The organism is Klebsiella sp. JN_Kp122 (assembly GCF_040062085.1).
In the GTDB taxonomy this organism is placed as follows: Bacteria; Pseudomonadota; Gammaproteobacteria; order Enterobacterales; family Enterobacteriaceae; genus Klebsiella; species Klebsiella aerogenes.
The window spans coordinates 13,836-28,366 of record NZ_JBEAHW010000018.1 but is presented as its reverse complement, the minus strand read 5'-3'; the positions used below and the strand labels follow the sequence as shown (position 1 = coordinate 28,366).

Genomic DNA, 14,531 nt, shown 5'->3' with positions numbered 1-14,531 from the left:
AGGGTTATGTGATGCTGATTGGTTACGCCAGGGTGTCTACCGGGGATCAGAACCTCGATTTACAGAAAAACGCACTGATTCGAGCAGAATGTGAGCTTGTTTTTGAAGATATGGCCAGCGGGAAAAATGCCAGGCGACCTGGTTTAAAGCGTGCGTTGCGCAGACTCAAGCCTGGTGATGTGCTGGTGGTCTGGAAGCTGGATCGGCTTGGGCGCAGCGTGCGCGACTTAATAACCATGGTATCGGAGCTACAGCAGCGCGGCGTAAACTTTCGCAGCCTGACTGACTCGATCGACACGTCGACCCCTGCAGGCCGTTTCTTCTTTCATGTCATGAGTGCGCTGGCAGAAATGGAACGAGAGTTGATCGTCGAACGTACTCGCGCTGGTTTAGCCGCAGCAAGGGAGCAGGGGAGAATTGGAGGGCGGCGTCGGGTAATGACGACTGATATCGTGGAACATTGCCGCCGGATGCTCGCAAATGGAGCTACCCGACAGCAGGCTGCAGATGTTATTGGGGTTGGGGTAAAGACGATTTACAAATATTTCCCTGTAGCTGGCGTAGGGAATTTTGAGAATCAGTAATCGTCAGGGATGTTGGAGATACCGCCCCACACGATAATCAGGCCAAGTATAGTCATGGCAAATAAGGTTACAGATACGCCTGAGATGATTAAAAATGTCATATAGTTCCTTGAGGTGTGTGTTGTCATTCATTAGACAGCAGGAACTGTAGAAGGTTGTGAGCTTTACAAATTTCTGGCAATCGTTTTTTGGTTAAGTAAACGGCCAATGGCTATATGTAAGAGTTAGTTGGGAACCACCAAGTACTTACTCGGAACCTCTTGGTAAAGAATTGCAGGGATAATCGGAGATAGTTTGAAGACTACTAAGATATTTCCCCGGAAAACATTGCCTCATCCTTATAAACTTAAGGTTTTCAACGTGGTAAAGCCTGCTGCTATTACAAAGTAGTCAGCAAGATAGATTCATGGTACATGACAAGTAGAATGGTTCATTTATATAAAGAGGCTTCGCCTTCAGGACGCGTTTTGAATCTGCGGTGCATCCACAGGTATTGCTCAGGGGCTCGGAGAATTTCATGCTCGATGATCTTATTCATATAACCCGCTGCGGCGACCTTGTCTTCCCCTGGATAGCCTGACAACGGATTGCTGATATACATGCGATAACCTTTTTTATCGCTACGTCGAATCATGCTAAGTGTGATCAGTTGTGCACCTGCGAGTTTTGACAGAGCATATGTTCCGTTCGTTGAGGCTGCTTTTTTTACCGAGAAAAAAGGTGCAAAAACGCTTCCCTTAGGCCCATAATCCTGATCTGGTGCAAACCACACGGCTTCACCAGCTTTCAATGCATGAACAAAACCAGATAAATTACGCCGATTAATCATCGCCTTATTTGAACGCATACGACCTTTTGTCTGTACCCATTCCATTAATAGATTATTGTGTGGGCGATACGTAGCCATCATAGGATGGCATAAACCCATTACTCTTCCACACAACTCAAGGGACATAAAATGAATCCCGACAACCATTACCCCTCTGGTCGCACCGGTCAGGTTTTCAAGCCCTTCGACATCAAACCATTTTTTGACTCTCGCATCACTCCAGAACCAGGCCATTCCTGTTTCCATCAGTCCCAGTCCGAGAGAAACAAAGTTTTTCTTGACCATCTGGTTTCGGGCAAACGGTGTCATTCCTGGAAAGCAGAGTTCGATATTTCTAATCGCAATTCCTTCCCGACGTTTCAGAAAGGGTCTGGATATTTTTCCAAGACCAGAGCCCAGAATATGTAAAACCGGGTAAGGAAGCTGAACGAGAAGCCACAGCAGACCCAAACCAGTCCAGGTAAGCCAGTAGCGAGGATGGAGTAAATTATAAGTAAAAGTCTGTGACATAAATTTCCTTAATGCTAATGGAGTTATAACGCAAAAGGGAAATGCTGAGAAAATTCGTCTTTAGCGATACTCATTCTTTTAGACAGTTTGAATTCGTATAAATTCAGAAGAAACAATTTCAATTACTGGCAACAGTTTTTGAATAGTCAGGGATACATTGTAAATCAGCAAAGTTATGCTGTTATAACTTCATGGGTTTTTCATTGATATTCAAGAAATTGTCTTATGGATTCATCATCATCAAGGTACTCAAAAGAAAGAAGGCGAATTTTGGTAAGTTTATAAAACCACTCACAATCGTTTCGTTGAATAATTTCGCCTGGTTTGAAACATATCCCGGATGCCACCCGGATAATGGCATATTTACCATTACTAAACCTGACCCGGTGAATACAGAAAGGTTGGCCAGCCTGCCCGTGACAGCTGTTCGACAGGATACGTCCTTCAATAAAAACAGATTTTTTAGATTTCATTATCATACCCTCGACAACTGCAGTACAGGAGGAACGTTGTCATTTTCCGACATCACTGACGTTAAGTGGCAGAAGCTAATCAGCCGCCGATACACCAGCATTCTGAAGGTCTGAACAACAGTCCGCAGGCAGGGCACTCAAGAACCGCATCTTTTCTTAGCTTACCTGCTTTCTGATCAGCTCTGTGTGCGCATACCGGGCAGGCAACATGAACCGGTCTTTCTTTAAAATATCTGAGCCCTTTTGTATAAGACATAAATGATTCTCTGAGGAATACAGTAATTATTATACGCTTTGATATAAAAATAACTGGCATAAGTTATGTTAAGTTGTGTCTGAATCAGGATGTAAGATATTGAAAATTGAACGTCTGATTTATGATACACTATCCTTCCGTGAGAAATTTATGATGAAATCAGAAGACACCCTTGACTGGTATCCGGCACAACTACCGCCAGTGAAAATTATTCTTGGTGAAGCCGTGCTGGCTGTGGGTAAACAGGGCAGACCGATTAATACCCGCACCTTGCTGGAATACCTTCAGGTCATGCAGGACAAACAAAAAAGGCGGGATGACAAAATCGCCATGCAGACTGCGATTGATGTTCTCAGGGATAATCAGCGCATTAACGGCAGACGTTAATGCACCTCCGGGATCAGTGTCAGTTCTGAATGATCTCAACCGTATGGTTTTGTCCATCATCCTTCAGCGGTATTCTGTCATCAGGGAGGAGAACACCATCCAGCGTCACGGAATATTCTGCATCGCCGCGTGAGACACTAATCTGATAGTGGCTTTCACCATACTGATAAGCAATAGAAAAAGACGGCCACGCATCAGGTAATAGGGCATGAACACTAAAGTCAGTGCCGGTGCGTTTTATCCCCAGTAATTCCTCGGTAAGTAAACGCCAGGCCCAGCCTGCAGAACCGGTGTACCAGCTCCAGCCTGCACGACCAGTATGGGGAGCTACGCTGTAGACATCAGCACTCATGACATAAGGTTCAGCTTTATAAATCCCGACAGAGCCCGCATTGAGAGTATGATTTACAGGGTTGAGCATTGACCAGAGTTGCCAGGCACGTTTGGCATTCCCCATCCGGGCAAATGCCATCACGGCCCAGATGGCACCATGAGTATACTGCCCTCCGTTTTCCCGCACACCGGGCAGGTACCCCTGTATGTAGCCCGGATTTGGACCGTGTCCGTCGAAAGGAGGCGTTAACAGTTTGATCAGCCCGCCTTTGTTATCCACAAGGTGCTTATCCAGCGCCTGCAGGGCCTTTGCGCACCGTCCCGGGCTCGCGGCACCGGACAATACAGACCAGCTCTGCGCAATCGCATCAATCCGGCAGTCCTGTGAGGTTTTCGATCCCAGGGGAGTACCATCGTCAAAATACCCGCGCCGGTACCATTCCCCATCCCAGGCGTGGGCTTCGAGATTGCTTTGCAGGCGCAGAGCCTGTGAATGGCACATCGCGGCGACGCTTTCATCCAGCCTGCGCTCCGCCAGCGTTGCAAACCGCTGCAAAATGTCGTACAGGAAGAAGCCCAGCCAGACGCTTTCACCTTTGCCTTCGATACCCACCCGGTTCATCCCGTCATTCCAGTCACCAGCCCCCATCAGCGGCAGGCCATGCCCCCCGAACCGAAGTCCATGGCGAATAGCTTTGACACAGTGTAACCAGAGAGTCTCTCCGATGCCGCTGATGACCGGCGTGTCATAGACAGACTCTTCACCAGGCGGAAGCGGGCGCCCCTCCAGATAAGGAATGTGTATTCCCAGAGCCTCCATATCCCCCGTCGTTTCAACATAGTGGCAAACGGCAAGCGGCAGCCACAGGTAGTCATCTGAACAACGGGTACGGACACCGTTACCGTGTGGTGGGTGCCACCAGTGCTGCACATCCCCCTCGATAAACTGCCGGGAGGCACAGAGTATTATCTGTTCACGCAACCGGTTCGGATCAGCATGGCTCAGTGCCAGTGAATCCTGCAACTGATCGCGAAAACCATATGCACCGCCAGACTGATAGTAACCACTGCGGGCCATAAGACGACAGGCGACTGTCTGATATAACAGCCAGCCATTGACCAGTAAATTTACTGACGTGTCGGGGGTGTTAACCACGATTTTATCGAGCACATTGTGCCAGTGGTTATGAATCCGGTTCAGCTCCTGGCGGACTGTATCCTCGTTCATGTAATGGGCCAGCGTCTCATTAGCACAAACATCATTCTCTTCTGCGCCGAGGATAAAAATAAACGTCCTCTGATCCCCATCAATTAATGTTACCGTCGATTGTACCGCCCCGCAGGGATCCAGACCGGCGCCCGTGTTACCTGAAAGCCTGCGCAATTTCATGGCTGACGGCGCGTGAAGGGAACCATTACGGCCAATAAACTCCCGACGGTCCCCGGTCAGCGAACAGTCATTACCGCTGACGGCAAAAAATGCAGTTCGGCCTCCACCATTATCACCATAAAAGTTGTTCGCCAGCACCCCGCAACCGCCAGACGTTCTGGCCGCATGTGTCACAATGTGAGGAGCTGAGCGAGTTCGTGATCCTCCGAGCGTCCACTCTACATAACCTGTGACGGAGAGTTGACGTGTCCGTCCCGAAGAGTTACTGAGTGTCAGGAGCACCAGTTTAACTGGCGCCTCTTCGGCAACCAGGACCGTCAGCTCGCTGTCTATTCCACTCTCTCGATGGGCAAAAACGCTGTAGCCAAAACCATGCCGGGTCAGGTAATCACCGTGTCCGCGAACAGGCAACGCTGTCGGTGACCAGTTTTCCCCGGTCTCTTCATCACGCAGATAAAACGCCTCGCCAGAGCGATCGCTCACAGGATCGTTTTCCCAGGGTGTTAACCGGTATTCATGGGCATTCTCATACCAGGTATAGGCCTGTCCTGCCTCTGAGATCACGCTGCCAAAACGGGGATTTGCCAGTACGTTTGACCAGGGAGCCGGTGTCTGCGCATTTTCCCGCATAACAATTTGATATTCCCGTCCATCCTGAGAAAATCCACCGAACCCATTGAAATAGCATAACTGACTGATATCGGGGGGCCAGTCCGTATGTTGATTACGCTCGCGCACTGCACGCGGCATGAATGCTATGACCGGCGATTTCAGGGTATGGATACGCTGGTTAAGCTGCTCATTAATACTCCCTGCGCGGTCATCAAGATAAAGACAGGCCACGCTCATCAGAAGCAACTTATCTTCTGCGGAGAGATGCTCGCCATTACGGACAAAAAGACCGCCCGTTTTGTCCAGCAGACTGGCTTCAGACCCCGCATAAATTAATTCCATAATTTGATTTTGTAATCCCTGCTGGTAGCCACCGGGGCTGTTATTTAGGATAACCAAATCAACATCCAGTCCTTTCTGTCGCCAGTAACGGTGTGCCTGAATCAGTGTGGTCACTATGGCGATACTTTCTTCGCCGGTTATACTGAGCAGTACTATCGGCAGATCGCCTGAAATTGCCCAGCCCCACAGACCGGACTGACCACGCCGGTTGCGGCTGATCACCTGGCCTTCAGCGCGTAGCTCCTGGACAGGGTAAAGCACAGCACTGGCGAGACGATTAAACAAAGTTGCATCATCTTCACTGGCATTCATCTGGCGTAATACCACCAGACTGTGAGACCAGGCCAGTTCAAAGACGCGATCGGCAATAGGGTAATCGCGATATTTTTCCAGCAGGGCCAGGCTCTGCTGGCGGTTCTCGCTGATACCATAAACGATATCAATCGTAACCGGATGCCCCGGCTGTAGAGTGATGGAGTGACGTATAGCCAGTATCGGATCCAGCACTGACCCCGACGTGTTGCTGAGCGTCCCTCCCGCCTCTATTGCCTGGGCATTCGCAGGATTTCTGCCACGTCCAATAAACCTTGCCCTGTCCGTTTCAAACGACACGTTATTTCGGTTATCGCCGTGCACCACCATCATGTGAAACAGGCAAGGACCCGGTTCATCCGGTGAGCGCGGGCGCCGGTGGCAAAGAATAGCGTCACGCTCAGGAGCCAGCTCAGTCTGAATAAACAGATTGCTGAATGCCGGGTGTGCCAGATCGCTGGCAGCCGCTGCCAGGACCACTTCAACATAGGTTGTCAGCTCCAGAGAGCGAGGCTTGCGACCACGATGAATCAGTGTGAGCCGTCGTAATTCAACATCATCCTCCGGAGAGATCACCACCTGAGTTTTGACGCTGAGTCCCCCGAAGCTGCGTCTGAATTCTGCCCCCGCATCGGTGAATAACACTTCCTCGTCTTGTCCGCTGATGTAGCCTGTCGGTTGCCAGGTATTGCTCCACACATCTCCCGTCTGGGTATCGCGGATATAGCAGAATGCTCCCCAGTTATCACGGGTGGTATCACTGCGCCAGCGTGTTATTGCAATATCGTTCCAGCGACTGTAACCACCGCCGGCTGCGGTCAGCATCAGATGATAATGGCCGTTGGACAGAAGTTGAATATCCGGGGCAGGGGTATCCACGCTATAGAAAATACGGGGTTCATAGCGGATGGGTTTGACCCTGCCCTCATGAGATTCAAAATGACGGCGCGGACTGTACAGATCGACCGCATCCGGCACGCGCTCCTGTAACAGCAGACTCGCTGACCGGAATACCGTACTGGACATAAAGCGTTCAGTCATGGGGGCGTCAAGCAGCACATGAGCCAGCGCCTGAAATGCCATACCCTGGTGATGCGCCATCCAGGACTGTACCACCGCATAGAGCTGACCGGTTGCAAGACGTGAGGGGGTATAGTCCAGCGCTTCATAAAAACCGTATTCTCCGCGTGCACCATTTTTTTGCAGCCTGAACAGGTTCTCACAGGCTTTCTGCGGGGAAACCATCAGCGCCAGCAGCGTGGCGTAAGGAGCAACAACCATGTCATCGGCAAGCCCCCTGCGCAGACCGAGCCCCGGTACGCCAAATGCCTGATACTGATAATTATGCTGAACATCAAAAGCATGATAGCCAGACTCTGAAACACCCCATGGTACCCCGCGTTCTTTCCCCCAGTGAATCTGGCGCATAACCGCCGACTGACTCATTTCATCGAGCAGGCTGCCGGGCCAGGTGGGCATCACCAGATTCGGCATCAGATATTCAAACATGGATCCGCTCCATGACATCAGGGCCGTTTCATTATCAATCGTGGTAAACAATCGACCCAGCGCGTACCAGCTTTTAAGAGGCAGCTGATTAGTCGCAATGGCAAGAAAACTGGTCAGGCGGATTTCAGACGGCAGGAGATCGTAGTGGCTCTTGTCAGGCGTATTCGTGTCACAGTTATAACCGACGCTGAGCAGACTGGTTGCTTCACTGTACAGAAAGGCGAAATCCATCCGGGCATGCTCATCCAGCCGCTGTTCCAGCTCGGTGATAATATTGAGTCGCATTCGGGCCTGCTCCGCCACTGACGCCGGAGGCGTTTCTGTACCGGTTAATGTCGGACGGGCAAGCTCGCTCAGCGTCGGCAGCGTCTGCTCATTCCAGGATACAGGTAACCAGCCAAGCAACAGAGACCACTCATGGCAAAGCTGAACCAGTTGATGCTCCAGATGTCCTGCCCAGCGCATCTGAAGAGGTGACCCCTGATGGCATAACATGGTCAGATGGTTGCACTGGGTGCGCATGTTTTTCAGTTCGCTGATAAACGCCTGCGGAGAGAGCGACACCGCATTCAGGCAATGCTTGCGCAGCAGTCTCAGGCTGTCAGGTGGGTTCTTACCCCACTGTTTTTCCAGAATATCCAGCGTATCGTTCAGTCCTGCCAGTATCTGTTGGCTGCTTAAAACAGGCTGATGACGCATGGCGGACAGCCCTGCACGCAGCGTCAACAAATGCCCGGCCATGTTGCCGCTGTCGACGCTGGAGATATAGCGTGGACTGAGGGGGACCAGCGTACGGGTGTCATACCAGTTGTACAGATGGCCCCGGTAGTGCTCCATTTTATCCAGCGTGTCGAGTGTGAGCGACACGCGCCGGAGCACCTCTCCGCCGGGCAGGTAGCCAAAGTCCCATGCCGTCAGGTTAGCCATTAGTGAAAGACCAATATTGGTAGGAGAAGTTCGGTGTGCCACCGTCGGTTGTGGTATTTCCTGATAATTATCAGGCGGAAGCCAGTTCTCTTTTTCTGTGGCAAAGGTTTCAAAAAATGCCCAGATTTCACGGCTTGTCTGGCGTAACAGCTGTTTTTGTTCCTGACCTGGCGAAAAAACCTTACGCACGGGCTGACGACTCAGCCAGCTCATCAGCAACGGTGCCACACACCATACCAAACCGATCGGTAACACAATCCCCAGCAGCTGGGGGGCCAATTTTCCGGTCAGAATTATCAGCGTCACGCCACCGGCAACATTCAGCCACATCGCCTGATAAAAACGTGCAACAGTGGATCTGGCCTGATTGCTGTCCTGGCTGTGGCTGACCCACTGGCTGAGGTGACGCCTGCTTATCCCCAGTCGCCATAGCGTCACGGCGATCGCTTTCAGCGAATATCCGGCTTCGTGTGGCAGTATCGCAAAATTAAGACCGATACCTGACAGACGCTTCAGCGCGCCCGCCATTACAAGTAACAGATGCGGCTTCAGGCGACGGCGCAGAGGTTTATTGAGAAGGTCATGGGTGATGCAGAGGAGGGCTGGCAACAGCCAAATCAGTGACAGTATGCACAGCCAGTAAACCGGATTGGGAACCCAAAGCAGGGTGAAGTAGAGCAATACCACTAAAGAGGGGGCGACCAGGCTGCGACGCAGATTGTCGAGTAATTTCCAGTAAGAAAGCGCGGTCAGTGGATTCCGGGTACGGGTTCCATCGGCTTTTCTGACGTGTGGTTTCAGCCAGTTAAGCAGTTGCCAGTCACCCCGGATCCAGCGTGAACGGCGTGCAACGTCCGACAGATAATTATTAGGGTACTGTTCGTAGAGTAACACCTCACTCAGCAGACCCGAGCGCGCATAGCACCCTTCGAGGAGATCATGGCTGAGAACCAGATTTTCCGGGCAGGTATTGGCAGTGGCCTGCATAAAAATGTCAACATCGTAAATCCCTTTGCCCACGAACGACCCTTCCCCAAAGAGATCCTGATAGATATCCGAAGACATCATAGAATAGGGGTTATTACCCGGTATGCTGCTGCGCAGGGCGGCGTAACGCCCCTGACCGTTACGTGGTATCTCCTCAGCAAGACCGGGTTGTAAAATACCAAATCCTTTGACCACCCTCTGGCGTACCGGATCATACTCTGGCGTATTCAACGGATGGGCCATCGCCGCGACCAGTTTGTGAGCCGTATCGCGCGGCAACACCGTATCACTGTCCAGGGTAATGACGTATTTTATGTGACCCGGTAAAAGGTGGGCAGGCATGTCTGCAACGCTGACGAATTGCGTTCCGGGATGGCGCAACCAGCTGTTCAGTAACGCCAGTTTTCCCCGCTTGCGTTCATAGCCCATCCACGCTCCTTCCGAGGGGTTCCATTCAGGCTGACGATGTAACAGATAAAAACGTGGTCGGCCGGAGGGGTAGCGGCGATTCAGCACCTGCGTATCAGCGATAGCCTGTCTGAGCAGCGCGTGACTTTCCGGCGAGGGTTCATTTTCAGAATCTGCAAAATCAGTGAGCAGCGCGAACCTGAGATTTTCGTTTTCATTCCCCAACCAACAGACTTCAAGACTGGAGAGGAGCTGGCTGAAACTTTCGTGGCTGGTCAGCATGCAGGGGATGACGATCATGGTGGCACTGTCAGCGGGAATGCCGGTTGAAAAATCCATCCCCGGCAAGGGGCGAGGAACGCGAAAACGGGTGGTTGCGTCACTGAGTAAATCACTCATTAACTGAGTTAAAGCGATAACCAGAGGTAATATCACCGCGATTAACAACCAACCTGCGCCCTGCATGGCAGTTTCGTGCAATATTGCCGCGGTCGCTGCGGTTGTCAACAACGCCAGGCTACCAAGCCATGACAGCAGGGTTATTCTGTTGAAACTGTGCCGCAAGCGTATGAGTCTTGAGGTGTCTGCCAGGAGATGTATATCCAGTGCCTGTCGACCTTCGCCGGCGAGATAATAACCAACATGATGTTCCGGTGTATTGGGGGCTTTTTCCTCTGAAAGCGCCAGCACCCTGTCAGCAACCTCAGGCTCGCTGAGCCCACTGTCTCTGGCCAGGACCTCAACTACGTGCCGGTAATGATCCCGGGTATTGAAGTGCATCCGGGGATAGATACCGGCAGGATCATTGCTTAATACCTGTTCGACGACGCTTATCGTTTCGGCGAAATCAGCCCAGTCCGTTTCACCCAGTAATCGCAGACCTGCGATGCTGTTACTGACAGACAGCTGGCTGGCGGCAAGCTGTTGATTGAAGTTATTTATGAGAATGTCAGTGGTGACTCCCTGTTCCCGAAGGCACTGATCAACCCAGGTAAGAGGTAACGACAGCGCGTTGCCGTGCCCCTGCAGACGCCGCACCAGTTCTGCGACAAACGCGCTGGATAACGGAGGACGGGAGCGCGCCAAATCGGCAACCACCATAATTAAATCACCAGGCGCACTCTCTGCACATTCGAAAATCCTGGTTATCCACGTATCTGCCAGGTTTCTGTCCTGTTGCGCTTTTATCACTTCCATACTGATACGACGAAGATTTTCAATCAGCGCCAGTCGAAGCATTCCCGGTAATGCCCAGACTTCACCCAGCGTCAGCGGCGTCACCTGTTGATAGGCAGCGAGATAGCTGGTTAGACTGGTGGCATCCCAGCGGCCATCACCGTGAGCAATGGCCTCTGATGCGATATGATAAATTCTTGGGCAATTCAGCGGCGACATCAGCGACGGGAGACCTTTACCAAAACTTTTCGGCAAGTGCTGGCGGACGGTACGGATTTGTTCCTCAATCAGATAATAATTGTCCAGCAACCACTCCCCGGCGGGCATGATACTGGTCTTTTTACCTGCATTAAGCTCATAGCAGTTTTGGGTGATAACGGCCTCATTGTCGCCAAGCCGTTTCAGAAGATAATAGGGATGTTTATCCGGTGATACTTTATGGGTCCGCGCCAGCTTCTGACCATAGCGTTCCATCTGGGCAGTCGAAAAGAGTTCTGACCGCGGAGTGCTTTCGCTTGCAGGATCGTTCGCCGAAAACGTTACGTTTTCGGCAGCATTCACCGGAATACGGGAGCGGTTAAACCACGCTCTGGGGTTCATTTTCATAGCATTGCTCTGATGCGACATTAGCGCGCAGGAGCAGTTGCGAAATCAGTTCAGAAACGTTCTCTCAGGATGGGCGTAAGGCATCAGGGATTTAACAGCTGCTGGGATTTAACTTAAGTATAGAAGATGGTTCTGTCCACGGCGGATCAGTTGATACTAGCGCCGTGAGATAAACAGGGCTTTACACCGAGGGCAAAGCATGGCCTGATTGCGCCGGATTTTTGCCATCGGTTGAACTGATTTGAAACCACAAACAGTGCAGACAACAGTGGCAGTAGATGCACCGCTGAAGAATTTCATTGCGTAATTGATAATAGACATAACCATTAACCTTTCAATGAATGAACTTCACCGTATCACATATGGTTAAGTTTTAATCTGTTTATTTTGTGACCCTGAAATTCAGGAGAGGTAAATGTTCGCAGCCACAGGCCCTCTGGGACCATTGATCCGACAGAATTCTATGCGGCTTCCTGGGATGAGTAATTCTGATTCGCGGGAGTTAACGGCTGAAATGTGAAGCAGAACATCTTTTCGCCCATCTGAAGGGATGATGAGGCCTTTACCACTGAGAATGTCAAAGCTTTTGACAATGCCTGTCATTTTATGGGACAAGTCGATTCCTTATTAAAAACACGTAAAGACTATACATTCAAAATAGTATATTGCCACACTTAATTTTCCTGCAGGACTTCTGGATGGCTAAAAAATAATTTGCGTATTAGTATCTCCCGTGTCTTAATGAATCCTGTTAGTTCAATGTACAAACGAACGTTAAACATTTTCTGGTCAGTCCTCATTACCAGGCGCTATCGCTGATATCCCCTCCTTTTGAGTCATACCTTTAATACTATACGTTTACTATTAATACTATCATGTATAACGGGAGTCAGTATGTCCACAAGAATTAAAGGTTTGGTAAAATGGTTTAACGAAGATAAAGGTTTTGGTTTCATTTCACCTCTTGACGGAAGCAAGGATGTCTTCGTCCATTTTTCCGCACTCCATGGTGAGAATTTCAATACCTTATTTGAAGGGCAGAAAGTTGAGTTCGCCATGCAGAGTGGTGAAAAAGGGCCTGCTGCTACAAACGTAATACTTTGCGATAAATGAAGATTTGCGGGCCCGCGACAACGATGAAGGATTATTCCTGAGTAGACAGGTCCATAAATTAAATCAGAGAAAGTCGGTTGTTTTTTTAATATCAGGTCAACATGTTTTTCGCAATTATGAGTGTGCTGACCGATGTGATGAAGTGCAGGACTACTGCCTGAAAGCCTGAAAGCCTGAAAGCCTGAAAGCCTGAAAGCAGAAGCTAACTGCTTGTTAAATAATAAAGTGCGTAAGAGACGAGACTGCCTTCGAAAGCATCACGTCCCTGATTGTATTTTAATGGCATCGGCATTTAACATCACTGATAGAAGAGAGTGACGGGAAAGACTAACAGAATTATGGTGGCATATGATAAAAGTACTCGTTTTCTTTAATACCGAATCCTGTAAAGTCATGACCGTTCCGGAGGGTACATCCTCAATCAGACAGGAATACCCAAACGGTGAAGAAATACATCTACAGATTATGTCTGCAGGCTTTCCTTCATTAACCGGTGATCATGATGTTATTTACGTAGCCTCTGACAGACAGTTAATGTCACAGGAAATACTCGATGCGTTCCGGAAATATTTATAGCATTTTCGTTATGTTCTCTGCTTCAAATTGAATTGCGTATTTACCCTATTTATCAGAAGCGAACAAAAAATGAGTTAAAATCTTTGTGGCTTGCTAATAGCAGGCCTTTTTTTTACATGTTCATTTTTAATAATCGTTCTCATATAAGGAAGTCACTCTTTGTGCACTGACAAAATGCAGATATCTTTCTAACCTGATGACTTTGCTGCTGGAATGTTCATCATGCACGACTGAAGCCGCGAGTCATGGGGGGATACCTAAATATTTACCGGGAGGAACCCGGCATCATATTGATACATCCAGACAATGCAACAAGGGCTTTTTCACCGGATATTCCGTTTTCTGACCCAGTAAGTTATTATCGAAAAATTATTATTTATTTCCGCTTTTGGCATTAGGCGTACGTCTGGCTATGTGCATTTGATTGCCTCAATCAATTATTCCCCTGATTTTTCACATTTCTTACGGCGCGCGTCACTGCATGCCAGATAAATTTGTCTGCGGGCACGGTGCCATTCGCAGCTAACTCCTCTGACTCTTTCCCTCCAATGTCCTGCCTCATCCATTATCTTGCTGCTTCTGGCGACAGTACCAGAGACTGGTGGTCGTGGATATCTATTAGACCTTTTTCTGTTGCTGCGGTGACGATCAGAAAGCCTTCTGTTTCGTCTCCACGTTCAAATGGTGTGCTTCCGATTGCCGCCATGAATATCGGCTGGCCATCGGCGCGATGGATAAAGTAGAGTGGGTTGATTCTTGTCACCTTCTTTCTTCCATCCGAAGCCCCCATCAGCAAAGCAGATCGCCCGGCCATGTTGCCATAGCGCCTTAAACATCCTGCTGGTGGCCACAGTTTCAACACGCGCGTTAATCAGTGGAGCCTTATCCCACCACCCGGGCGCATAACCCCAGAAGACAGGATCGATATGCAGTTGTTCGTCGCGTTCGCTCAGGAGCAAAACCTTTGTACCTGGCGACACGTTGTACCGGCCGATTGGTTCGGGGTCATAAGCGATATCCCGCTCAGCCTCTTCAGCCAAATAAGCCAGGTACTCTTCACGGGTTTGTGATTGAGCAAAGCGTCCGCACATGGTTACCTCCAGTTTGCAGACTGAAAGTATAGAAGGTGTGGAGGAGTAGGAAGGGAACTCCGACAGCCATCGAACTGATGACTGTCGGAGCTGACGTTAAAAACAATGTG

At 49.9% G+C, this 14,531-nt stretch carries 9 protein-coding genes and 1 pseudogene; 4 read left to right on the top strand and 6 right to left on the bottom strand.

Features of this window, described 5'->3' with window-relative positions; translation table 11 throughout:
- Nucleotides 1–11: 11 nt before the first annotated feature.
- Nucleotides 12–584: a recombinase family protein gene (locus ABLU78_RS06480; protein ID WP_049057147.1), complete on the top strand. Its 573-nt coding sequence runs from the start codon at nucleotides 12–14 to the stop codon at nucleotides 582–584.
- Between the two features lie 430 nt (nucleotides 585–1,014).
- Here ABLU78_RS06480 and lpxP read toward each other — a convergent pair whose 3' ends face one another.
- Complete coding sequence (lpxP, locus tag ABLU78_RS06475) at nucleotides 1,015–1,923, bottom strand: kdo(2)-lipid IV(A) palmitoleoyltransferase (RefSeq protein WP_047053427.1); 909 nt, start codon at nucleotides 1,921–1,923, stop codon at nucleotides 1,015–1,017.
- Between the two features lie 200 nt (nucleotides 1,924–2,123).
- Nucleotides 2,124–2,396 carry a hypothetical protein gene (locus ABLU78_RS06470; protein ID WP_162378656.1) on the bottom strand — a complete coding sequence of 91 codons (273 nt, stop codon included), beginning with the start codon at nucleotides 2,394–2,396 and terminating at the stop codon, nucleotides 2,124–2,126.
- Nucleotides 2,397–2,805: 409 nt separating this feature from the next.
- Between ABLU78_RS06470 and ABLU78_RS06465 the strand changes: the two genes are divergently transcribed.
- On the top strand, nucleotides 2,806–3,039 hold the full coding sequence (locus ABLU78_RS06465) for a hypothetical protein (protein WP_004132711.1): 234 nt from the start codon (nucleotides 2,806–2,808) through the stop codon (nucleotides 3,037–3,039).
- Nucleotides 3,040–3,058: 19 nt separating this feature from the next.
- Here ABLU78_RS06465 and ABLU78_RS06460 read toward each other — a convergent pair whose 3' ends face one another.
- The 3 genes from ABLU78_RS06460 to cspF all read right to left on the bottom strand — a co-directional run bounded on the left by ABLU78_RS06460 (nucleotide 3,059) and on the right by cspF (nucleotide 12,256).
- Nucleotides 3,059–11,641, bottom strand: coding sequence for a glucoamylase family protein (locus tag ABLU78_RS06460; protein ID WP_348820286.1), 8,583 nt, complete (start codon nucleotides 11,639–11,641; stop codon nucleotides 3,059–3,061).
- A gap of 156 nt (nucleotides 11,642–11,797) precedes the next feature.
- Complete coding sequence (locus ABLU78_RS06455; RefSeq protein WP_213191361.1) at nucleotides 11,798–11,962, bottom strand: YnfU family zinc-binding protein; 165 nt, start codon at nucleotides 11,960–11,962, stop codon at nucleotides 11,798–11,800.
- An 81-nt stretch (nucleotides 11,963–12,043) separates the two neighbouring features.
- Nucleotides 12,044–12,256: a cold shock-like protein CspF gene (gene cspF / locus ABLU78_RS06450; RefSeq protein WP_071787615.1), complete on the bottom strand. Its 213-nt coding sequence runs from the start codon at nucleotides 12,254–12,256 to the stop codon at nucleotides 12,044–12,046.
- A gap of 279 nt (nucleotides 12,257–12,535) precedes the next feature.
- Here cspF and ABLU78_RS06445 point away from each other — a divergent pair, with 279 nt between their 5' ends.
- Together ABLU78_RS06445 and ABLU78_RS06440 are read left to right on the top strand one after the other, a co-directional pair.
- Complete coding sequence (locus ABLU78_RS06445) at nucleotides 12,536–12,754, top strand: cold shock domain-containing protein (RefSeq protein ID WP_023279058.1); 219 nt, start codon at nucleotides 12,536–12,538, stop codon at nucleotides 12,752–12,754.
- Between the two features lie 348 nt (nucleotides 12,755–13,102).
- A complete protein-coding gene (locus tag ABLU78_RS06440; RefSeq protein ID WP_072051401.1) occupies nucleotides 13,103–13,330 on the top strand; it encodes a hypothetical protein in 228 nt (75 codons plus the stop codon).
- 433 nt (nucleotides 13,331–13,763) lie between these two features.
- On the opposite strand, the pseudogene ABLU78_RS06435 reads toward ABLU78_RS06440, so the two are convergent.
- Nucleotides 13,764–14,421: pseudogene (locus tag ABLU78_RS06435) on the bottom strand (SOS response-associated peptidase).
- Between the last annotated feature and the right edge of the window lie 110 nt (nucleotides 14,422–14,531).

Bases quoted from the DNA above. Each gene is read 5' to 3' on its own strand.
- lpxP (WP_047053427.1), bottom strand. From the start codon at position 1,923: ATGTCACAGACTTTTACTTATAATTTACTCCATCCTCGCTACTGGCTT.
- ABLU78_RS06440 (WP_072051401.1), top strand. From the start codon at position 13,103: ATGATAAAAGTACTCGTTTTCTTTAATACCGAATCCTGTAAAGTCATG.
- ABLU78_RS06480 (WP_049057147.1), top strand. From the start codon at position 12: ATGCTGATTGGTTACGCCAGGGTGTCTACCGGGGATCAGAACCTCGAT.
- ABLU78_RS06445 (WP_023279058.1), top strand. From the start codon at position 12,536: ATGTCCACAAGAATTAAAGGTTTGGTAAAATGGTTTAACGAAGATAAA.
- ABLU78_RS06465 (WP_004132711.1), top strand. From the start codon at position 2,806: ATGAAATCAGAAGACACCCTTGACTGGTATCCGGCACAACTACCGCCA.
- ABLU78_RS06470 (WP_162378656.1), bottom strand. From the start codon at position 2,396: ATGAAATCTAAAAAATCTGTTTTTATTGAAGGACGTATCCTGTCGAAC.
- ABLU78_RS06455 (WP_213191361.1), bottom strand. From the start codon at position 11,962: ATGTCTATTATCAATTACGCAATGAAATTCTTCAGCGGTGCATCTACT.
- ABLU78_RS06460 (WP_348820286.1), bottom strand. From the start codon at position 11,641: ATGAAAATGAACCCCAGAGCGTGGTTTAACCGCTCCCGTATTCCGGTG.